Source organism: Streptomyces sp. NPDC111520, assembly GCF_055635295.1.
In genome coordinates this window covers 312,321-333,280 of sequence record NZ_JBVKBW010000004.1, presented here as the reverse complement: position 1 = coordinate 333,280, position 20,960 = coordinate 312,321, and the positions used below count along the sequence as shown (strand labels likewise).

Below are 20,960 nucleotides of genomic sequence, written 5' to 3'. Positions count from 1 at the left end.
GGCCTTTCCGGCGGTACGCGGAATCGGGCCCGCGAAGTGACGGTTCCCGGCGGGGTTTCCGGTTACGGACGGGTGTCCTTCCGCCCCCCGGGTGCGTTCCGCGTGCCGTGGCCCGTCCCGTCCGGCGGCGCGTTCCGTGCCGCTCGTTCGACGAACGGGCCGAGCAGCCCGGGCGTCACCTCCTCCGCGAGGGCGAGCCCGTCGGCGACCGCGACGTCGCGGACCTTGTAGCAGCCGTCGCCCGCGGCGACGGCGGCGCCGAGGGTCAGCAGTCCCTTGCGGCGCTGGAAGGCGGTGCGGGTGATCTTCCAGCCGATGACGCCCTCGTGGTGGACCGCGGCGGTGCGGCGGGTGAAGGTGCCCGCGCGGACGACGAGGTAGCGGTCGCGCAGGGCGTGGCCCAGGGCGCGGTAGGCGTCGTGGGCCAGCGCGAGGACGACCGGTACGCCGACGAGCGCGGTGATCCAGGCCGCGTGCACGGGGACGGGTCCGAGCCACGGTCCCAGTCCCAACAGGCCGGCGACGAGGGGCGCGAGGGCCAGCAGACCGCGGTTGGTCCGGCGGCGCAGGGCGACCGGTGGGTGCGGCCGCAGGTCCGCCGTCTCCGTCGGGGACAGCTCTTCCGCGAGGACGTCGGCGGCGACCCGCAGGGCCTCCCGTCGGGGCACGGCGGGGGTGAGCGAGCGTCGGCTGCGGTTCTCCTCGTTGCTGCCGAGGCCGCCGGCGACGGCGTCCAGGCGGGCGGCGCCGGCCCAGCGCAGCGGCATGGGCTCGGCGAGTTCGACGCCGCGCAGGCGGCGGCGTTCCATGGTGACGGACCGGTGGACGAGCAGACCGCGGCGGACCCGGTAGGCGTCGTCCCCCTCCCTCTCCAGCCGGTAGCCGGTCCAGCCCTCCACGAAGGCCGCGGTGGAGAGCGCGGCGCCGACGACGAGGAGGACGACGACGGTCGTGAGGACGCCGAACCACCAGGGGACGGAGCCGAAGCGGTCCCTGAGGTCCACGACGACGGCGAGGTCCAGGGGGTTGATCTTCATCTCGCCCAGGACCCGCGCGACCGTGCCGACCCCGATGAGGACGGCACCCAGCCCCCACAGGCTCAACGGCGCGTAACGGAGCCACGCCCAGTCCAGCTCGGCGACGGGACCGGGCCCCGGGCCGTCCCCGTCCGGCCCCGGGGCCCGGGTTCCGGCGCCGGCCCGGCCGTCCCGGTCCAGCAGGAGCCGGCGGATCTCGTCCGCGTGGCCGCGGGTGATGCCTCCCAGCCGCAGTTCGCGGGCGGCAGGCGAACCCTGTCCGCCGGTGCCGATGCGCAGGGAGACGAGGCCGAACAGGCGGTGCAGCGGCTTGGCGTGGACGTCGACGCTGCGGATCCGGTCGGCGGGGAGCGAGCGGTCGCTGCGGAAGAGCAGCCCGGAGCGCAGTTCGACGCGGCCGTCCGCGATCCGGAAGCGGGTGGTGAGCAGCCGCATCGTACCGATCCAGGTGATCACCAGGAAGGTGGTCAGCAGCGAGCCGAGGGAGATGAGGGCCTGCAGATCGGGACCGGTCAGGAGCAGCGTCAGGGCGAACAGCGCGAGCGGCCCGGTGAGCATGCCGAGGTTGACCAGCAGCAGACGGGGGCTGAGCCGGCGCCAGCCGGTGCCCTCGGCCCCGGCCGCGCCCGTTCGGCCCCCGCTCATGTGGCGTCTCCCGGTGTGGCCTGGGTGGCCGTCGTGAGGTGTCCGACGAGGTCCCGCGCGGTCCGCTGGTCAATGCCCTTGATCCGCACGGCGCCGGAGGTGGAGGCGGTGGTGACGGTCACCCCGGACAGTCCGAAGAGCTGCTGGAGGGGGCCGCGCAGGGTCTCGACGGTCTGGACACGGGACAGCGGCACGACGCGCCAGGTCTGCCAGAGCCAGCCGGAAGCGGCGTAGACGGCCTCGTCGGTGACCTCCCAGCGGTGGACCCGGTAGCGCCAGGCGGGCATGACGGCCGTGTAGGCGACGCCGGGCACGAGGAAGGCCAGGAACAGCCAGCCGAAGACGAACCGCGCGGGCGGGATGAACAGGTACAGCAGGCCGAACACCAGGGGCAGCGGCAGCGCGAACACCGCCGCCTGCAGCGTCCACCAGGCCGGCGCGCGCCGGTCGACGCGGTGGCGCGGGGGCCGGAGCCCGACGTCGTGCGTGCGTTCCACTGCCGCCTCCTCCACGACCGGCCGCCGGCTCAGGCGACGCCGGTCAGGCTCAGGTCGGACAGCCGGGCCGGCAGGTCCCGGCGGCGCTTCACGTGCAGTTTGCGGTAGATGCGGGTCAGGTGCTGCTCGACCGTCGACACGGTGACGTAGAGCTTGGTCGCGATCTCCCGGTTGGTGTGCCCGCGTGCGGCCAGCAGCGCCACGCGCGCCTCGGCCTCCGACAGGACCTCGGCCTCCTTGGGGAGTTCGGCCTCGCGGCCGGCGCCCTCGGCGGGCTCGGCGCCGGGCTGGCCGCCGGGCATGAACTGCCGGCACAGGGGCTCGGCGCCGCAGGACTTGGCGACGTGCCAGGCCTTGCGGACGAGGATCCGGGCGCGGTTGAAGTCGCCCAGCGCGCGGTACCCGCGGCCCAGTTCACCCAGTGCCACGGCGAACTGCAGACGGTCCTCGCCGCCTTCCAGCAGCTCGACGGCCTCGGTGAGGCGCCCCAGCCGGTACTTGAGGTCGCCTCCGGTGCGGGCGAGCATGAGCAGCAGCGCGCCGCGGGAGCGGCTGCCCTCGATTCCGGTGTCGCGCCGGCTCTGCTGTTCCGCGTACTCGCGGGCGCGTCCGGTGTTGCCGAGGGCCAGCCATGCCTCGGCGGCGTCCAAGCGCCAGGGGACGAGTTCCACGGCGTCCATGTCCCAGGCCTCCATCAGTTCGCCGCACGTGAGGAAGTCGCGCAGCGCGCCGTGGTAGCGGCCGGTCGCCAGGTGGCAGCGGCCCCGCGCCCTGAGGTAGTGGAGCCCGAGGAAGGTGGAGAACATGGCCTCGGGGACGGGCTGTTCGAGCAGGCTCATCGCCTCCTCGTGGTTGCCCATCTGGACCTCGGCCTCGATCAGGATGGACAGCGGCAGGGCGATGCCGACGCCCCAGCTCTGGGTGCAGATCCGGGACAGTGCCTGGCGGGCCTGGGCCGCCGCGCCGGGCAGGTCACCCCGGCGCAGGGCGATCTCGGCGCGGACGACGCCGAGGGCGGCGTGCCAGGTGGGGGCGTTGCGCGCGGAGCACTCACCGAGGAGCCGTTCGCACCACGCGAGCGCGAGGTCGAGGCGGCCCGCGTAGACCAGGGTCAGCAGGGCGACGACGAGGGGCTGTACGGTGCGGTCGCCCAGGTGGTAGCGCTGCAGGACCTCGGTGGCCTCCGCGATGGCGGCGTCGGCCCGTCGTTCGCGCAGGGCCGTCAGGACGGTCCCGGCGGCCTGGACGTAGGCGCAGTCCGCCGCGTCGTAGCCGGCCGTGGCCGGTCCGGCCGCGACGGGAGCGTCCGCGGCGCCGGGCGGCGGGCCGGCGGACGGGGCGGCGTCCGGGAGGAGGGCGGCGAGCGGCGGGCTGATCGTCGTCAGCCAGGTCCGGGCGGTGGCGAGGGTGGCCGGGCCGTACGCCGGTTCGGCTGCGGCCAGTTGGTGCCGCAGTGCGTCGCCCGTGCCCTCGATCTGTCCCATCCACACGAGCGCCGACACGGCCTGGATCACGTCGGGGTCGGAGAGCCGGCCCGCGGCCAGTTCGCGGCAGAGCTGCCGCAGGTGGCTCTCGGCGGCGGCGGGGCTGCTGCGCCACACCAGGCTCACCAGCCGGGACTTGAGAGCGGCGCGCCGCGAGCCCTCGGGGCACGAGGCGACGGCCAGTTCCCAGCAGTGCAGCGCGAGTTGGTCCTGGTCGTCGATGAGGGCGTACTCGGCGGCCTCCTGGAGGACGGGGATCGCCCACTCCTCGACGTGCCGGCGGGCGGCCACGAGGTGACGGGCCACGTCGAGGCAGGCGGCGCCCTCGTGGTGGAGCAGCCTGGCGGCCCGCAGGTGGAGCGCGGACAGCGCGGCGGGCGGCGCCGCGTCCAGGACGGCTTCGCGGGCTGCGGGGCTGCGGAAGGCGCCCTTGTGGAGCACGCCGCACCGCTCGAGGTCCTGCAGTGCCTGCTCGGTGGGCTTGACGTGCAGGTCGACGATGTGGCTGAGCTGTACGGCGGAGCAGCCGTCGCCGAGGACGGCGACGCCGCGCGCGACGGTCAGCATCTCGGGGTCGCCGCGGTGCAGGCAGTCGAGGACGGCCTGCCGGAAGGTGTCGCCGGGGCCGGCCGTGGGGCCGTCCTCCAGCAGTGCTTCCAGCAGCAGCGGGTTGCCGCCGGTGGTCTGGTGGATGCCGGCCGAGAGCCGGCGTACCGCCGCCTCGGGCAGGTGGTCGCCGAGGACGCCGGCGGTGCCCTCGGGGGTGAGCAGCCGCAGCCGGATGCCGGTGCAGTTGGGCTGGCGCTGCAGCTCGGCGTGGAAGGCGAGTTGCGCCGGTCGCAGCCGTACGGCCTCGGTGAGCACGATCAGCACGCGGGCCTGGCGTACGCGGCGGGCCAGGCAGAGCAGGAAGTGCAGGGAGAGCTCGTCGCCGTGGTGGACGTCGTCGACGGCGATGACGATGGTCCGGTTCCCGGCGAGCCGCAGCAGGGCGGTCGACAGGTGCGGCATGACGCGCATGCCGGCCTCGGTGCCGTCGGCGGTCTGCGCCGTCTCCTCGGCGGCCGTGTCCAGCAGTTCGGTGGCGTATGCATGGACCTCGGGCGACAGTTGTCCGGCGCTGTCGAGGATCCTGCGCAGGATGCCGAAGGGCAGGTAGCGCTCGGAGCGGGATCCCGAGGCTTCGAGGACGAGCGCGCCGGCGGAGACGGCCTCGTCGGTGAATTGCTCCAGGAGGCTGGTCTTCCCGCTCGCGACGGCCCCATTGATCACTGCGACCCGCCCCCGGCCGCGCATCGCGCTGCCGAGGAGTTCGTTCAGGGTGCCCAGCTGCTTCTCGCGCTCGAACAGCCTTGCCGACACGGAGTTTCCCCTCCTGGTACCACACGTCTACGGAGGACGTGACGACAGCGGGCCGTGCCGGTGGGCCGGGGCCGTGCCGTCTTGTCACCTGTGCACCGCGGGGCTCGTGCAGACTGCCGGGCCGTTGTGCCGGCCCTGCCCCATGCGGTTGTCCGCCGTGACGTCGATGTCCGGCGGGTTCCGCCCCCGTTGTGCCCGAAGTGCCTGGTCAGAGGGTCCGGGCAGCCGAGGTCAGTCCCTCGGAGACGAGCTTCATGATGTGTTCCTGATGGTTCGCCAAGAAGAAGTGACCCCCGGCGAAACAGTGAATTTCGAACTCGCCGGTCGTGTGCCGCGCCCAGGCCTCGGCCTCTTCACGGCTGGTCCTCGGATCCGTTTCGCCGGTGAGCACCGTGATGGGCGCGCGCACGCCGTCCTCGGGTGCCGCGCGGTAGTTCTCCACGGCGGTGTAGTCGCTGCGGATGGCGGGCAGCACCATGCGGAGGATCTCCTCGTCCCCGAGGATCCGCGCGTCGGTTCCGCTGAGTTCACGCATCTCCGCGACGACGCCGTCGTCGTCGCGCAGGTGGACGGTCTCGTGCCGGTGGCTCGACGGTGCGCGGCGCCCGGAGGCGAAGATCCGCAGCGGGCTCACCCCGTGGTCGCGCTCCAGCCGCCGTGTCACCTCGAAGGCCAGGACGGCGCCCATGCTGTGCCCGAAGAAGGCCAGCGGGCGGTCGATCCACGGCAGGAGTTCCTTGGTGAGCGCGTCGGCGTAGACGGCCATGTCGGTGATACCGGGTTCGTCCCTGCGGTCCTGCCGCCCGGGGTACTGCACCGACAGGACGTCCAGCTCGGGGGCGAGCGCCTGCGACATGGGGAAGTAGAACGAGGCCGAGCCACCGGCGTGCGGCAGGCAGACCAGGCGTACCCGGGCCTCCTCCGACGGGTGGTAGCGACGGATCCAGCGGCTGGAGACCAAGTTTTCTGCCACTTGAATGAGACTTTCCACTCAACGTCGGGATGGGATCGCGTGTCCGATGCCTCCATGGGCATGAACACGTTTCCTTCACAGCGCCATGTCTAGCAGAGCGGCAGAAGCGGGGAGTACCCCTAATCGGCACCCCTACGGGCAGCGAAACACCCCTGGTGGGACGTCCACGGGCCGGGCCCCTACGGCCCGGTCGCGGCGCCGCCGCGCACCGGCCGGGGGGTGTGCCGGTGCGCGGCGCCGGTCCGGTGAACCCGGAGCGCGGTGACTACCGGTTGTGGCGGACGACCTGCGGGGCGATGTCCTCGGTGAAGGTCTCGCCCTCGGTGGACTTGAGCGTGGCGGTCTTGGCGGCGGTGGTGCCGCAGAACGCGGCTTCGAGGGTGCCGCCGAGGACGGTGTTGACGGTGCCGTTGTTGGAGGTGTTGGCCATGGACGTCATGCTGCGCTTGCCGTCGGCCGTGGTGAACGCGTACGTGTAGAAGCCCTGCACGGTGCCGGTGTGGCCGTAGACGGTCACACCGCAGGACAGCTTCCTGGCGCGCAGGCCGAGCCCGTAGGACTGGGTGCCGTCGGCGTTGACCGGGACCATGGTCATCATCTGCTGCAGCTGCGCCGCGGGCACGAGCCTGCCGGAGACCAGGGCGGAGAAGAACCGGTTGAGGTCGGCGGCGTTGGAGATCACCGCACCGGCGGACTGGGCCCAGGAGACGGTCTGCTCGGTGGAGTCCACCAGCGGCAGCGTGGTGTCGTCCGGGCGCAGGTAGCCGTGGGCGTGGGAGCCGGAGATGGCGGTGTCCGGGTGGACGTAGGAGGTGTTCCTCAGCTTGAGGGGAGTGAAGATCCGCTGCTGGTAGTGGGTCGCCATCGGGACACCGGTGACGTCCTCGATCAGCGCGCCGAGCACCACGAAGTTGGTGTTGGAGTAGCTGTAGGCCGCACCGGGCTCGTTGGTCGGCTGGTGGGCCGTGGAGAGGTCGATGAGCTCCTGGTACGTGAAGACCTTGTTCCGCACCGATTCGAAGCCCGGGACGGTGTAGTAGAACATGTCGTTGGTGTAGTCCCACAGACCGCTGCGGTGGCTGAGCAGGTGCCGCACGGTGATGCGGTCGTCCGGCAGCGGCCGGGCCAGGTAGGCGTTCGCCGGGGCGTCGAGGTCGATGCGGCCCTCGGCGACCAGCTGCATCAGCACCACCGTGGTGAAGCTCTTGCTGACGCTGCCGACCCGGAACCGCCGGTCCGCGTCCATCGCGGTACGGGCGACGGTGTCCGCCTGCCCGGAGGCGATGCGGTAGCTGACGGCTCCCGAGTCGATACGGGTCAGCGCGCCCGGGGCGCCGTTCGCCATCGCCTGCTTCTGGACGGCCAGGACACCGGCGATGTCCGGGGCGGCCGGCGACGGGGTCGCGGCGACGGCCGGCGAGGCGGCCAGGGTGGTGATCACTGCGGTGCTCGCGAGCGTGATGCTCGCAACGGTGAAGCGCATCCGGTTCTCTCTGTCGTCGGTCAAGGAGCGCGGGACGGAGTCACGCGGGCCGAACGCCCGCAGCGCTCACGGCTCCACGTCAACTGACCGGCCCCGCACCGGTTCTGTGACGCCGACCGTAGCGCCCGATGCGCCGGCCGCAGGGGCGGCACCACTACATCCGGCCACCGCCAAGTCACCGTGAAACCAGGGCACTTGGCGCATTCGACCGGGAGCCGGCCGCCGAACCGCTCGCCGCCTCACCGCTCGCCGCCTCACCGCTCGCCGGCTCAGGTCGTCCGTACCGGAGACGGGTGGACCGCTTTTGGTTGCCCACAATTAACTTGTGCGCGAGGCAGTGTGGCGCTAAGTTTCTCGGTGTCGGCAGGCGCCACAACGGCGCACCGGCGAAGGACACGACACGCGACGCCCGAGGAGAACGACCGCCATGAACGACACGACCGCCAACGACACGACCGCCACCCGCCCCGCCCCGCACAAGCCCACGGTCGTCCTGGTGCACGGCGCCTTCGCGGACTCCTCCAGCTGGAACGGTGTCGTCGCGCACCTGCGGGAAGCCGGGTATCCGGTCGTCGCGGCCGCCAACCCGCTGCGGAGCCTCGCCACTGACGCCGCGTACGTCGCGAGCGTGGTGAAGGGCGTGGAGGGCCCCGTCGTCCTCGCGGGGCACTCGTACGGCGGCGCCGTGATCAGCGCGGCGGCCGCCGGGAACGCCGACGTCAAGGCCCTGGTGTACATCGCCGCCTTCATCCCCGAGAAGGGTGAGAGCGCCCTGGAGCTGTCGAACAAGTACCCCGGGAGCACCCTCGGCCCGGCCCTCGACGCGCGGTCCTTCCCCCTGGCCGACGGCGGCACCGGCACCGACCTCTCCATCAGGGCCGAGGCGTTCCACGACCAGTTCGCCGCCGACGTGCCGCACGCCGTGACCGACCTGATAGCCGCCACCCAGCGCCCCGTCGCCGCCGCGGCGCTGGAGGAGCCGGCCACGGCCGCCGCGTGGCGGACGATCCCCTCCTGGAGCCTCGTCGCCACCGCCGACCGCAACATCCCGCCGGCCGCGCAGCGGTTCATGTCCGAGCGCGCCGGAGCCCACACCGTGGAGGTCGACGCCTCCCACGCGGTCTCCGTCTCCCGGCCCGAGGCGGTCGCCCGCCTCATCGAGCAGGCGGCCGCGAACGCCGCCGGCTGACCCCGCCGTTGCCCGGCCGCCCGGCAGCCACTAGATTCTCCCAGGTGACTGCCGGGTCGGCCGCGAGCCATGCACGAAAAGGGTCCCCGGCCCCGGCGTGAGCACGGGGCGGGCAAGAGCCCCGCCTCCCCTTCCGAGTCTCCTCGCGGCGCCTCCACACGGCGCCTCTCCCAGCGCACCCGAGACCCGGAGAACGATGCCACCGATGCAGAACGACCAGCGCGGCACCCACCCGTCCGAGCCGCCACCGGCCCCCGCCCAGCTGAACCACACCGCCGTCTACGCCAGGGACCGGCGGCTGTCGGCCGAGTTCCTCGCCGTGGTCCTGGGCCTGGAGGTCGGCGCCCCCTTCGGGCCGTTCCTCCCGGTGGAGCTCGGCAACGGCGTCACACTCGACTACTACGAGAAGCGCGACGAGCCGGTCCAGTCGCAGCACTACGCGTTCCTCGTGACCGAGGAGCAGTTCGACGCGGTCATCGCCAGGCTGCGGGCGGTGGGCGTCACCCACTACGCCGACCCCGGTCACACCGAGCCCGGCCGGATCAACCGCCTCTTCGGCGGCCGCGGCGCGTACTTCGCCGACCCGGACGGCCACAACCTGGAGGTCATGACCCGCCCCTACGCCCGCCCGTAGGCGACGGCCCCGGGGCCGGGCTCCAGGAGCCCGGCCCCCGAGGTCCTTCGGCGTCGACCGCGCACGGAGAACCGGCGGTTCGGCGGACCGGCGGACCGGCGGACCGGCGGTTCAGCCGACGGTGATCACGGTCTTGCCGCGGGCGTGGCCCCGCTCCACGTGGCGCATGCCCTCGGCGGTGTCCTCCAGCGGATGGGTCCGGTCGACGACGGGGGCGAGGCGGCCCGCCTCGATGAGCGCGGTGACGGCGAGGAGGTCCTCGTGCGTCGGTCCGGCGGGTGCCGCCGGGAGGATCACGCGCAGCCGTTGCCGGACGAACGCGTTGGCCGCGACCACGCGCAGCGTCGAACCGACCGCCCCGACCACGCGGCCGGGCGATCCACCGCCGTTGGCCACCAGGATGCCCGCCGGGGTGAGCGCCCGGCGCAGACGCCCGGGCGGGTGGTTGCCGACGTTGTCCAGGATGAGGTCGTAGCGCGCGCCGGAGCGCGTGAAGTCCTCCCGGGTGTAGTCGACGACATGGGCGGCGCCCAGCGAACGCACCAGTTCCGCGTTCCCCGGGCTGCACACCGCGGTGACCTCGGCGTCCAGGGCCGAGGCGATCTGCACCGCGAAGCTGCCCACGCCGCCCCCGGCCCCGTTGACCAGGACGCGGCACCCGGCCTTCGCCTCGCCGACGGTCCGGATGCCGCGCAGCGCGGTCACCGCCCCCATCGGCACCGCGGCGGCCTGCTCGAACGTCAGCCCCTCGGGCTTGCGGACCAGCAGGTCGGCGGTGGTGCACGCGTACTCGGCGAAGGCACCCGGGCAGAAACCCAGCACCGCGTCACCGGGCCGGACACCCCGCACCCCGGGGCCGACCGCCTCCACGTGACCGGCCGCGTCGATGCCCGCCACCTCCTTCTTCGGGCGGGTCAGCCCCATGCCGCCCATCAGCCGCGCCACATACGGGTCGCCGCGCATCATGTGCCAGTCGTACGGGTTGAGCGCCGCCGCGCGCACCCGCACCAGCACCTCACCGGCGCCCGCCTCGGGCCGGTCGACGTCCTGCAGCCGCAGGACGTCCGGCGGGCCGAACCTCTTCTGGACGATCGCTCGCATCGAGCCCCCCAATGTCCGAACTCCCTTGCCACGCACCGTAGGTGTACGGCGTACACCCGTCAAGGGGCGCGGGCGGGGAGGTGGTGGCGGAACGTCGTTTGGCGAGGCCGGCGCGCGCCCGAGCGGCGGGCCGGCGAGTTCGTGCGGCCGGGTCAGGCGGCGAGCCGGAGCCGCTCCAGGCCGTCCAGCATCAGGTCGAGGGCGAACTCGAACTCCAGCTGGTCGTCGCAGCCGCCGCCGACGACGGACTCCGGGTCGTGGGCGACCGCCATGGCCAGCTCGGTGACGTGCGGGTAGCGCGCCGCCATCTCCTCGGGCGGCAGGGCGTCCGGGTCCGGTTCGCCGCCGGGGGCGTCCTCGAACAACTCCTGGGAGAAGCCCAGGACACGGCTGCCCATGATGTGCATCGCGTGGTGGACCAGGTCCACCGTGAACCCCCCGGCCCTGAAGATCCCGATCATCGAGTCCAGGTAGCCCAGCACCGCCGGGGTCGGGGCCGAACGCGCCTTCATCCGGGCCTCGATCACGCCCGGCGCCCACGGGTGGCGCAACAGCATCCGGCGCGCCGACAGCACGCGCCGCCGCACGACCTGCTGCCAGTCCGACCCTCCGGAGGGCGGGTCGATCTCACCGACCAGGGCGTCGATCATGCCGTCCAGCAACTCGTCCTTGTTCGCCACGTGCTTGTACAGCGCCATCGGCACCACACCGAGCGCCGCCGCGATCTTCCGCATGCTCAACGCGGCGACCCCGCCGTCGTCGGCCAGGGCCACCGCGGTGCCCAGGATCCGCTCCCTGCTGAGCGGCTTGCGGGGCCGCGCCGCGGCACCGGACTGCATGGCGATCTCCACCGTCCCTCTCTTCCGACTGCTCGACCGGGCCCGTCGGCGGCGCCGGCGGCGCACCCGCGGGCCCGCCCCATCCTCCCCCACGTCCGGGGCGGTTGCGCGGGCGGTTGAGCGGGCGGTCAGCCCTCGCCGCGGCGGCGCGGGTGCCGTACGGCGGCCAGGGCGGTGCAGGCCGCGGCCGCCAGCAGCAGGAACGTCACCCCCTCGCCGTAGTAGCCGGTCGTGCTCGCGACGACCGGCCCGGCGCACAGGATCGCCCCGTAGGACAGGGCCTGGGCGGCCAGGCCCGACCCCGCACCGCGCACCCCCCGCTCGCACACCCCGCCCCGACACATCGCTGTCAGCCTATGGACACAGTTGTCGCATGTGCGGTGCTTTCCATCGGCTTCGCAGGGGCGCACCAGCGCACGTAACGGCGCCCGGACGCCCGGGCCGCGCAGCGGCCGAGGCGTCACGGCCGCATCAGGCCGAGGTCCTCGCCCCACGCGTCCAGCACCTCGCCGTGTCCGGCCGCGCGGGCGACCGCCTCGACACGGGCGAACAGCCGCCGCTGCGCGGACACGTCGCCGGTCGCCGAGACGCGGTCCACGGCGTCGAGCAGCACGCCGGTGTCCCAGCCCGGCAGCGGGTACCGGGCGAGCTCCCACTCCAGGTACCTGTTGTACGGGCGGGGGCGGCGGTCGAGGGCGAAGAGGAGCTCGAGCAGGAACGCCATGCTGTCGGCGGCGTCGAGCCGGGCGGCGAGGGCCTGCCCGTCGCGGTGGTTCTTGACGGAGCGGTAAAGGGAGTTGGCGTAGGCGTCGAGCCGGCCGACGGAGACCCGGAACGCCTCGTCGGCACCCAGCCGGGCCTTGTCGGCGAGGGCGCGGGCGATGCCTCCGTCGAGCCGGTCGAGCACGACCCGCGCCCGGGCGAGGGCGTAGCGTTCGAAACCGGGCATCCCGGCCGCGCGGAACTCCGTGAGCCGGAGGACGACGAGGTCGAGTTCGGTGGTGCGGTGGCCCGCGAACCGCGTGAGGCCGGTGGTGGCGTCGTCGGCGACGACCACGTACAGGTCGTGGTCGGAGTGCCGGGTGGTCATGCCGTCGTGGGCTCGCGAGCCTTTCAGGACGAGGCCGACCACGGCTGGATCGGCGGCGGCGAGTTCGACGAACGTCTCGTAGGTGAGGGGCTGCTGATCGGTCATGGTGCGGCTCTCCGGTGGGGTGACGGCGACGACGGGCATGCCTGCCGGGCGCCCCCGTCATGGGAGGCGCCCGGCACCGTCCGCGGCTGCGCGAGGCGGCCGCCCGGAAGATCAACGCACGCCCGGATCCTATCGCCTGACGGTCTCCCCGGGCAGGGCGTCCGGTGACGGACGGGGAACCGGCCGTGCGCGGCGCCGCGTCCACGCACGGGCGCCGGAGACGGCCGTGGACGCCGCCCCACGGGCCTTCCCGCTCGGGCACCTCACGCCGGTCGGCGCGGCCGGTGCCCGAGCGGCAGGCCCGTCAGGCCAGGTTGCCGGCCGGGATCCGTACCGGTGCGAAGCCTTGCTGGATCCAGCTCGGATAGGCCGCCGGAGGCCGACTGACCTCGTCGAGTTCGGCGAGGTCCCGCTCGGTCAGGGTCAGGCCGCCGGCGGCGACGTTGTCCGCGAGCTGCGCCTGCGTGCGGACGCCGACGATGACGCTGGTGACGGCGCGCTGCGCGAGCAGCCAGGCCAGCGAGACCTGCGCCGGGCTCACCCCGTGCCGCGCCGCGACGAGCCGGACGACGTCGAGCACCGCGAAGCCCCGTTCCTCGTCGAACGGCACGAAGTCGTAGCCGTTGCGGGCGCGGCGGGAGTCCGGCTCCGTGGCGACCCCGCCGCGGTCGAACTTGCCGGTGAGGAACCCGCCGGCCAGCGGCTGCCACACCGTCAGGGCCACGCCCGAGTCCTCGGCCTGGGGCACCAGTTCGTGCTCGGCGTCACGCGCCACCAGGGAGTAGTGCGTCTGGTTGGCGACGAACGCCGCCTGGTGGTGCAGTGCGGAGATGCCGAGCGCCTTGCTGATCTGCCAGGCGGCGAGGTTGGAGCAGCCGATGTAGCGGACCTTGCCCTGGCGCACGGCGTCGTCGAGGGCGCTCAGCGTCTCCTCCAGCGGCGTCAGGTGATCGTGGTTGTGGATCTGGTAGAGGTCGATGTGGTCGGTCCCCAGCCGGCGCAGGCTGTCCTCCAGGGCGCGCATCACGTGCAGCCGCGACAGCCCCTGGTCGTTGGGTCCCGGCCCGACCGGGGCGAGCAGCTTGGTGGCCAGGACCACGTCCCGCCGGCGCCGGCCGAGCGCCCGGCCGAGCAGTTCCTCGCTCTCGCCGTCGGCGTAGACGTCGGCGGTGTCCATGAAATTGATCCCGGCGTCCAGCGCGGCGCCGACCACGCGGTCGGCCTCCTGCTGTCCCAGCGCCCCGTGGGTGCCGTAGACCGGGTGGTCCTTGCCGCCGAAGGTCATCGCGCCCAGGGATATCTCGGAGACCCAGACCCCGGTGCGTCCCAGCAGTCGATATTTCACCAGTCACTCCTCATGCGCACACGTGCTTGCCCGTGGCGGCGGGTCCCCCAGCTTTCCGGCCGACACGTCCGGACACAGCGTCCGGAAATTACGCTACACGATGTCCGGACAGCGTGTAATCTGACGTCCGCCGCCGAGCCCACGGCCCTTCGCGACGACCGGCCCACGACCGGCCGCCGACCGGCCGCCGACCGACCGACACCGCCACGACCCCAGGATCCGGACATGCCCTCGATCACCCGCCGGCGCACCGCGAAGGTCGGCCGCCCCACCTCGGCCGAGGCGGACGTCCTGGCCGCGACGCAACGCCTGCTGGCGGCGGGCGCCAACTTCACGGAACTGGGCGTGCAGCGGATCTGCACCGAGGCCGGGGTCGCCCGCTCGACCTTCTACAGCCACTTCCGCGACAAGGTCGACCTGCTGCTGCGGCTGGCGAACCAGCTCATGGCCTCCTCGTTCGACGTCACGTCGGCCTGGCAGCCGTCGGACGGCGTCGAGGGCCTCGAGGCGGTCTTCCTCGACGTGATCCAGGTCTACCGCCGGCACGTCGCCGTCCGGCGAGCGCTCGCGGAGGTCGCGACGTACGACAGCGCCGTGCGCGACCACTTCACGGCCGAGCTCCACCAGTTCACCGACTGGACGGTCGCGATCCTCCGCGCCGAGCAGGCGGCCGGCCGCACCCCCACCGGCCTCGACCCGGTCGGCGCCACGCGGATCATCGTCATCGGAGGCGAACGCGCCCTGACCGACCAGGTCACCACCGCCGACGCCGCGAGCGACCCCGCGTTCGCCCGCGAGCTGGCGCAGACCTGGTGGCACGGCGTCTACCGCCGTCCCGACGCGTAACGTCGCTCCCCGCCTCGGCCGCCGCCCCGCCCCGCGGACGCGGCTCTCGGGCATCTGCCCGGCAGCCCGGCGGTACTAAGGTGGGAGGTGGACGGCGAGAGGATCCGCGACGCGGCGACCGGTCCGTGGCGGGCGGGCCGCCACGAGCGGCGGCCGGCACGGATGGTGCCCGCGCCGTCGGGCATCGGGGAGGGACCGGAGGCGGTTCTGAACCATGAGGGACACACATCGGCTGGACCCCACCTCGGCGAACCTCGGCAGCGGCCCCGTGCTCGCCGCGTGGGAACGGTTCGTCCAGGGCGAAGACCATGTCCCCGGCGTCCGGCCGCTGGTGGCGATCTCCTGGCACCGCTGCCGGGAGCGGTACCGGGTCGACCCCCACCTCGCCAAGGCCCCGGTGGCCGCCGCGGAGCGGGAACGCGCGCCCGAGGACGACGTCGTCCTCGCCGAGCTGGGCTTCCGCGCCGCCGCCGTGGCGCACGAGGTGGGCGACGTCGGCGGCATCGTCACCGTCGCCGACGCCGGCGGCCGGATCCTCGCCGCGTGGGGTGACCGCACCACGCTCGCCCGGGCCGGCGAACGCAACCTGGCGCCCTGGTTCTGCTGGTCCGAGTGCGCGGTCGGCACGAACGCCACGGGGACGGCGCTCGAGGCGCACGGGCCGGTGCCGATCAGGGGCGCGGAGCACTGGTGCCGGGCCCTGCACGACTGGGTGTGCGCGGGCATCGCGGTGCGTGACGTGGTGACCAGGGAGCCGATCGCGGTCCTCGGCGTCTCCTGCTGGCGCGGCGGACTTCCCGCGGGCGTCGAGACCTGGCTGTCGAGCGCCGTCACCATGACCCGGTACCCGCTGAAGACGCGGGCCCGGGACAGCGGTGCGGAGCTGGTCGCGGCGTACACCCGGGCCAGGGCCACGACGGGGGCGGCGCTCGCCGCCGTGGACACCGCGGGCAAGGTGGTGATCGCCGACGACATGGCGAGCGTGCTCCTAGGCGTCCCCGCGTGCACCCCGGCGATCGACCCCACCCTGCGGTGGAACCCCGGCCTGCCGGAATTCCTCGCGGCCGCCCGGTACGCCGGCAGGCAGGCCGTCCACGACCCCGGCTGGGTCGGGTCGACGCAGATCTTCGCCCACCTCGCCGACGAGCCGACGTCGATCAGCTTCCGGCCCGTCTTCTCCTGCGGCCACCTGATCGGGAACCTGGTCCTGTTCGGGGTCGCCGACGGAGCGCGGCTCCCCCGGGCGGAGGGCTCCGGGCACCCCCGGGTGCCGCCGCGCCGGCTGGTCGCGCTGCGCGGCGACCGGATGGTGCTGCTGCGGCTGTCGGAGGTCTCCGTCGCCGAATCGCACGGGAACGATGTGTGGCTCTCGACCGACCAGGGCCGGCTGCGGGCCGCGTCCCTCAGCCTGGACAGGCTCGACAACGACCTCGCGGACGTCGGCTTCCTGCGGGTGCACCGCCGGTACGTGGTCAACCTCAGCCGCGTCCGTGAGGTCGAGCGCGGGCTCAAGGGCGAGCTGTCCCTGGTCATGGACGACCGTGCGCGCGAGATGGTGCCGGTCTCCCGGCGGAACGCGCCGGCCGTGCGGCGCGCGCTGAACCTCTGAACCCCGACGCCTCCGATGCGGAAGGAGATCCCCGTGTCCCAGAATCCGGACGCCGCCACCGGCGGGACGAACGCCGGCGAGGCGGGCGGGCTCGGCCTCTCCGTCCCCGCCGGGCACCACGGCTGCCCGGCCGGCGGCACGCGCAACCGCGACTGGTGGCCGAACCGGCTCGACCTCGGCATCCTGCGCAAGCACCCCGCCGACGCCGACCCGATGGGCGAGGACTTCGACTACGCCGCGGAGTTCCGCACGCTCGACCTCGACGCCCTGGCGCGCGACGTCGACGAGGTGCTGACCACGTCCCAGGAGTGGTGGCCGGCCGACTTCGGCCACTACGGGCCGCTGGTGATCCGGATGGTGTGGCACTGCGCCGGCACGTACCGCGTCCACGACGGCCGCGGCGGGGCCGGCGCGGGCATGCAGCGTTTCGCGCCGCTGAACAGCTGGCCGGACAACCGCAACCTCGACAAGGCACGCCGGCTGCTGTGGCCGGTGAAGAAGAAGTACGGCCGCAAGGTCTCCTGGGCCGACCTGATGGTCTTCGCGGGCAACCGCGCCCTGGAGACGATGGGGCTGAGGACCTTCGGCTTCGCGGGCGGCCGGGCCGACGTCTGGGAGCCCGGCGAGGACGTCCACTGGGGTCCCGAGCGCGACTGGCTCGGTGACGAACGCCATGGCGGCGTCCGGGAGCTGCAGGAGCCGCTGGCCGCCGACCAGATGGGCCTCATCTACGTCAACCCCGAGGGGCCGAACACGGTCCCGGACCCGCTCACCTCGGCCCGGGACATCCGCGAGACCTTCCGGCGCATGGGGATGAACGACGAGGAGACCGTCGCGTTGATCGCGGGCGGCCACACCTTCGGCAAGACCCACGGTCCGGCCGACCCGGGCACCCACCTCGGCCCGGAGCCCGAGGGCGCTCCCCTCGAACAGCAGGGCCTGGGCTGGAAGTGCGGCTACGGCACCGGGAAGGGCGCGGACACCATCTCCAGCGGGCTCGACGGCACGTGGACCCCCACCCCCACGACGTGGGACAACGGCTTCTTCGAGACCCTGTTCCGCTACGAGTGGGACCTGGAGCTGAGCCCCGCGGGCCTGTGGCAGTGGATCCCGGCCGACGGCGGCGGCGCCGGCACCGTACCGGACGCCCACGACCCGTCGGCGTCGCACGCCCCGACCATGCTCACGACGGACCTGGCGCTGCGGCTGGACCCGGTCTACGGGCCGATCTCACGGCGCTTCCTGGCGGACCCGGAGCTGCTCGCGGACGCGTTCGCCCGGGCCTGGTTCAAGCTGACGCACCTCGACATGGGCCCGGTCCGGCGCTACCTCGGACCGCTGGTCCCGCGGGAGACGCTGCTCTGGCAGGATCCCGTCCCGGCCGTGGACCACGAACTCGTCGGGCCGGCGGACGTCGCCGCGCTCAAGGAGCGGATCCTCTCGAGCGGGTTGTCGGTCCCCCAGCTCGTCTCGACCGCGTGGGCGTCGGCGTCGACGTTCCGCGTCAGCGACCGGCGCGGCGGGGCGAACGGCGCGCGCGTCCGCCTCGACCCGCAGCGCGGGTGGGAGGTCAACGACCCCGGCACGCTGGCGCGGGTGCTGCGCACCCTGCAGGGGATCAAGGAGTCCTTCGACGCGTCCGGGGCCGGGGGCGCGAGGATCTCGCTGGCCGACCTGATCGTGCTCGGCGGGGCCGCCGCCGTCGAGCGGGCCGCCGCGGCGGCCGGCCACGACGTACGGGTCCCCTTCGCGCCGGGACGGACGGACGCCACACAGGAGTGGACCGACACGGAGTCCTTCGCGGCCCTCGAACCGGTCGCGGACGGGTTCCGCAACTACCACCGGGGCAAGGGCGGCCGGCTGCCGCCGGAGCACCTGCTGGTCGACCGGGCGAACCTGCTGGACCTGAGCGTGCCCGAGATGACCGTCCTGGTGGGGGGCCTGCGGGTGCTGGGTGCCAACCACCGGCAGTCGCCGCTGGGCGTGTTCACCTCGCGGCCCGGGGCGCTCAGCAACGACTTCTTCGTCAACCTGCTCGACCCGGGCACCGCATGGGAGCCGGCGTCCGCGGCCGGTGACACCTTCGTGGGGCGCGACCGGGCCACCGGCGAGGTCAGGTGGACCGGCAGCCGCGTCGACCTCGTCTTCGGCTCGAACTGCGAACTGCGTGCCGTCGCCGAGGTCTACGCGAGCGACGACGCGCGGGAGAAGTTCGCGGCGGACTTCGTCGCCGCGTGGGACAAGGTCATGAACCTGGACCGGTACGACCTCCCCCGGCCCTCCGAGCGGTGCCGCACCGGGGACGAACGGTAGCCCGTCACGGACGAACGGCAGGAGCCGTCCCGCCCGGACGGACCTCCCTTGTCGCTGTGATCCGTGCGGCGTAGCGTGATTTTCGGGGGCAGATCGACCGCTTTCCCGTCCGCTTCGGTCCGGTGCGGGGCATTCGGCGCACGCGGTGCGAGGACGATCCGGACGGACGGCGGAGCGGGATTCGGCATGAGGGGAGTGACGCCCCGATGACGACCATGCAGGAGCGATCCGACCTGCTGGACAAGATCGGGTTGGCCGAACAGAACAAGGCGGCGCTGGGTCAGGTGCTGGGGACCGGGAGCATCGGGTACGCCGTCGAGAAAGCCGACGGCACCATGCAGGCCACCATCCGGATCCACCCGGACGAGCTGGCCTGGGACCCCTCCATCCTGGTCATGCCCCATGGAGGGGATATCGAGCTCGAGCTCCTCAACGACGACCAGAACACGCACTGCGCGCTCCTGCCGAGCAACGGCGACCGGAAGTTCATCTGGCTGGTGAACCACTCGCGCGGCCGGGCGACGCTCAACCTCGACGGACCGGGTTACTACTGGTTCGGCTCGCCCACCGGCAACGACGAGGGCCGGGGGCTGACCGGGGCCATCGTCGTCATGGGGGAAGCTCCGCCGGAGGCCCGCCTCGACCGCCCCGAGCAACCGCGGCCGTAGGCAGAAGCAGGAGGGAGAGGCCGATGACCGTGGACTACGTGGACGCGGGTGAGGCCGTCGACCAGGGCATGCTGAGCGGCAAGGTGGCGGGCGGCGACGTCGCACCGCCCGTGGTGGCCGGCGTCGACTACGAACGCCTGCTCAACGCGCGCCGGGAGCCGCACAACTGGCTCACCTACTACGGCGCCTACGACGGGCAGCGCTACAGCCCGCTGGACCAGATCAACACCGACAGCGTGAAGCGCGTCGTCCCGGCATGGGTCTTCCAGGCCGGCACGACCGGTCTGATCGCGGGCGCGTCGACCTACTCGTTCGAGGCCGCCCCCATCGTCGTCGACGGGGTCATGTTCCTGTCCGGCTGGGACGGCTGGGTCTGGGCGCTCGACGCGAAGACCGGTGTGGAGATCTGGCGGTACAAGCACGCCGTCCCCTTCGACGTGTCCCTGTGCTGCGGGAACGTGAACCGCGGGGTCGCCGTGGCCCAGGGGAAGGTCTTCACCGTCACGCCGAACGCCCGTCTGCTCGCACTCGACGCCACCACCGGAAAGCGGGTCTGGGACCGGACCTACGGTGACGTCCGGGCCGGGGAGAGCGCCACGCTCGCCCCGCTGGTCGTCAAGAACATGGTCGTCGTCGGCAGTTCCGGCGGCGAGTTCGGCGTGCGCGGTCACCTCGACGCGTTCGACCTCGGCACCGGCGAGCACCAGTGGCGCTGCTACACGGTGCCCAAGCCCGGGGAGCCGGGTTCGCAGACCTGGCCCGCCGACGGCGAGGCCTGGGCGCGTGGCGGGGCGAACTGCTGGGTGACCGGCACGTTCGACCCGGAGACCAACCTGCTGTACGTCGGCACCGGCAATCCGGCACCCGACTTCGACGGAGGTGTCCGCGAGGGCGACAACCTCTTCACCGACTGCGTCATCGCCGTCGACGTCGACAGCGGCCGGTTGCGCTGGCACTACCAGTGCACCCCGCACGACGTGTGGGACTACGACAGCATCGCCGAGTGCATCCTGTTCGAGCGGGACGGCCGCAAACTGCTCGGGCACTTCGACAAGAACGGCTACTTCTTCGTCCTGGACCGCACGAACGGGGCGCGGGTCGGGATCACCCCCTTCGTGGACCGCATCACGTGGGGCGCCATCACGAGGGACGGCCGTGTGACGGCCAAGCTGTACCCGGACAAGGAGGGAGAGCCCGTCCACTTCTACCCGGGTCCGGCCGGCGCCAAGGAATGGACCCACGCGGCCTACAGCCCGAAGTCCGGCCTCTTCTACGTCCCCGTCCAGGACACGGGCGCCACGGCCACCCGGCGGCGGCGCGAGTTCAAGGAGAGCATCCCGTACTGGGGCGCGGGCGTTCAGGTGGACATCGAGGACATGGCGGGATCCGTCAGCGCGTTCGACGCCGACGGCGAGGAGAAGTGGCGCTGGCGCAACGAACTGCCGATGTGCGCCTCGGTGCTGGCCACCGGCGGGGACCTGGTGTTCGCCGGAGAGCCCTCCGGGGAGTTCAACGCGCTCGACGCCCGTACCGGGCAGTCGCTGTGGCAGTTCCAGTGCGGGAGCGGCCACCACAGCAGCCCGACCACCTACATGGTCGACGACAGGCAGTACGTCGCCGTACCGGTCGGCTGGGGCGGCTGGGCCGAGGGATTCCTCCCCGGCATGCTCGGCGCGGGGCACGGCAGCGCCCTGATCACCTTCGCCCTCCCGGAATGGTCGTAGCCGACGGCCGCTGACC

The 20,960-nt window shown here is 73.1% G+C and carries 17 protein-coding genes; 7 read left to right on the top strand and 10 right to left on the bottom strand.

Annotated elements, in window-relative coordinates:
* Positions 1 to 62 precede the first annotated feature (62 nt).
* The 5 genes from ACZ7MY_RS11785 to ACZ7MY_RS11765 form a co-directional block, all read right to left on the bottom strand.
* Positions 63 to 1,682 (bottom strand): PH domain-containing protein, encoded by a 1,620-nt coding sequence (locus ACZ7MY_RS11785; RefSeq protein WP_499601205.1) that lies wholly within the window; start codon positions 1,680 to 1,682, stop codon positions 63 to 65.
* Positions 1,679 to 2,179 (bottom strand): PH domain-containing protein, encoded by a 501-nt coding sequence (locus tag ACZ7MY_RS11780; RefSeq protein WP_499601204.1) that lies wholly within the window; start codon positions 2,177 to 2,179, stop codon positions 1,679 to 1,681. The genes ACZ7MY_RS11785 and ACZ7MY_RS11780 overlap by 4 nt, the downstream gene beginning before the upstream one ends.
* Before the next feature lie 29 nt (positions 2,180 to 2,208).
* On the bottom strand, positions 2,209 to 5,025 hold the full coding sequence (locus tag ACZ7MY_RS11775) for a helix-turn-helix transcriptional regulator (RefSeq protein ID WP_499601203.1): 2,817 nt from the start codon (positions 5,023 to 5,025) through the stop codon (positions 2,209 to 2,211).
* A gap of 208 nt (positions 5,026 to 5,233) precedes the next feature.
* Positions 5,234 to 5,998: a thioesterase II family protein gene (locus ACZ7MY_RS11770; protein ID WP_499601202.1), complete on the bottom strand. Its 765-nt coding sequence runs from the start codon at positions 5,996 to 5,998 to the stop codon at positions 5,234 to 5,236.
* 265 nt (positions 5,999 to 6,263) lie between these two features.
* Entirely contained in the window at positions 6,264 to 7,481 is a 1,218-nt protein-coding gene (locus ACZ7MY_RS11765; protein WP_499601201.1) for a serine hydrolase domain-containing protein, read from the bottom strand.
* 427 nt (positions 7,482 to 7,908) lie between these two features.
* On the opposite strand from ACZ7MY_RS11765, the gene ACZ7MY_RS11760 reads away from it, so the two are divergent.
* Positions 7,909 to 8,670 carry an alpha/beta fold hydrolase gene (locus ACZ7MY_RS11760; RefSeq protein WP_499601200.1) on the top strand — a complete coding sequence of 254 codons (762 nt, stop codon included), beginning with the start codon at positions 7,909 to 7,911 and terminating at the stop codon, positions 8,668 to 8,670.
* Positions 8,671 to 8,875: 205 nt separating this feature from the next.
* The gene (locus ACZ7MY_RS11755) at positions 8,876 to 9,304 is read left to right on the top strand and encodes a VOC family protein (protein WP_499601199.1); all 429 of its coding nucleotides are present in this window, start codon (positions 8,876 to 8,878) and stop codon (positions 9,302 to 9,304) included.
* Positions 9,305 to 9,415: 111 nt separating this feature from the next.
* Here the strand turns inward: ACZ7MY_RS11755 and ACZ7MY_RS11750 are convergent, their stop codons facing one another.
* The 5 genes from ACZ7MY_RS11750 to ACZ7MY_RS11730 all read right to left on the bottom strand — a co-directional run bounded on the left by ACZ7MY_RS11750 (position 9,416) and on the right by ACZ7MY_RS11730 (position 13,784).
* A complete protein-coding gene (locus ACZ7MY_RS11750) occupies positions 9,416 to 10,405 on the bottom strand; it encodes an NAD(P)-dependent alcohol dehydrogenase (protein ID WP_499601198.1) in 990 nt (329 codons plus the stop codon).
* A 152-nt stretch (positions 10,406 to 10,557) separates the two neighbouring features.
* A complete protein-coding gene (locus tag ACZ7MY_RS11745) occupies positions 10,558 to 11,244 on the bottom strand; it encodes a TetR/AcrR family transcriptional regulator (RefSeq protein WP_499601323.1) in 687 nt (228 codons plus the stop codon).
* 128 nt (positions 11,245 to 11,372) lie between these two features.
* Complete coding sequence (locus ACZ7MY_RS11740; protein WP_499601197.1) at positions 11,373 to 11,588, bottom strand: hypothetical protein; 216 nt, start codon at positions 11,586 to 11,588, stop codon at positions 11,373 to 11,375.
* A gap of 116 nt (positions 11,589 to 11,704) precedes the next feature.
* Positions 11,705 to 12,439: a hypothetical protein gene (locus ACZ7MY_RS11735; RefSeq protein ID WP_499601196.1), complete on the bottom strand. Its 735-nt coding sequence runs from the start codon at positions 12,437 to 12,439 to the stop codon at positions 11,705 to 11,707.
* 304 nt (positions 12,440 to 12,743) lie between these two features.
* Positions 12,744 to 13,784, bottom strand: coding sequence for an aldo/keto reductase (locus ACZ7MY_RS11730; protein WP_499601195.1), 1,041 nt, complete (start codon positions 13,782 to 13,784; stop codon positions 12,744 to 12,746).
* A 225-nt stretch (positions 13,785 to 14,009) separates the two neighbouring features.
* On the opposite strand from ACZ7MY_RS11730, the gene ACZ7MY_RS11725 reads away from it, so the two are divergent.
* The 5 genes from ACZ7MY_RS11725 (at position 14,010) to ACZ7MY_RS11705 (ending at position 20,944) form a co-directional block, all read left to right on the top strand.
* On the top strand, positions 14,010 to 14,630 hold the full coding sequence (locus ACZ7MY_RS11725; RefSeq protein WP_499601194.1) for a TetR/AcrR family transcriptional regulator: 621 nt from the start codon (positions 14,010 to 14,012) through the stop codon (positions 14,628 to 14,630).
* Between the two features lie 214 nt (positions 14,631 to 14,844).
* Positions 14,845 to 16,239, top strand: coding sequence for a DNA-binding protein (locus ACZ7MY_RS11720; protein WP_499601193.1), 1,395 nt, complete (start codon positions 14,845 to 14,847; stop codon positions 16,237 to 16,239).
* 33 nt (positions 16,240 to 16,272) lie between these two features.
* The gene (katG, locus tag ACZ7MY_RS11715) at positions 16,273 to 18,552 is read left to right on the top strand and encodes a catalase/peroxidase HPI (RefSeq protein WP_499601192.1); all 2,280 of its coding nucleotides are present in this window, start codon (positions 16,273 to 16,275) and stop codon (positions 18,550 to 18,552) included.
* 206 nt (positions 18,553 to 18,758) lie between these two features.
* A complete protein-coding gene (locus ACZ7MY_RS11710) occupies positions 18,759 to 19,220 on the top strand; it encodes an MSMEG_3727 family PQQ-associated protein (RefSeq protein ID WP_499601191.1) in 462 nt (153 codons plus the stop codon).
* A gap of 23 nt (positions 19,221 to 19,243) precedes the next feature.
* Entirely contained in the window at positions 19,244 to 20,944 is a 1,701-nt protein-coding gene (locus tag ACZ7MY_RS11705) for a PQQ-dependent dehydrogenase, methanol/ethanol family (RefSeq protein WP_499601190.1), read from the top strand.
* The last annotated feature ends 16 nt before the right edge of the window (positions 20,945 to 20,960 follow it).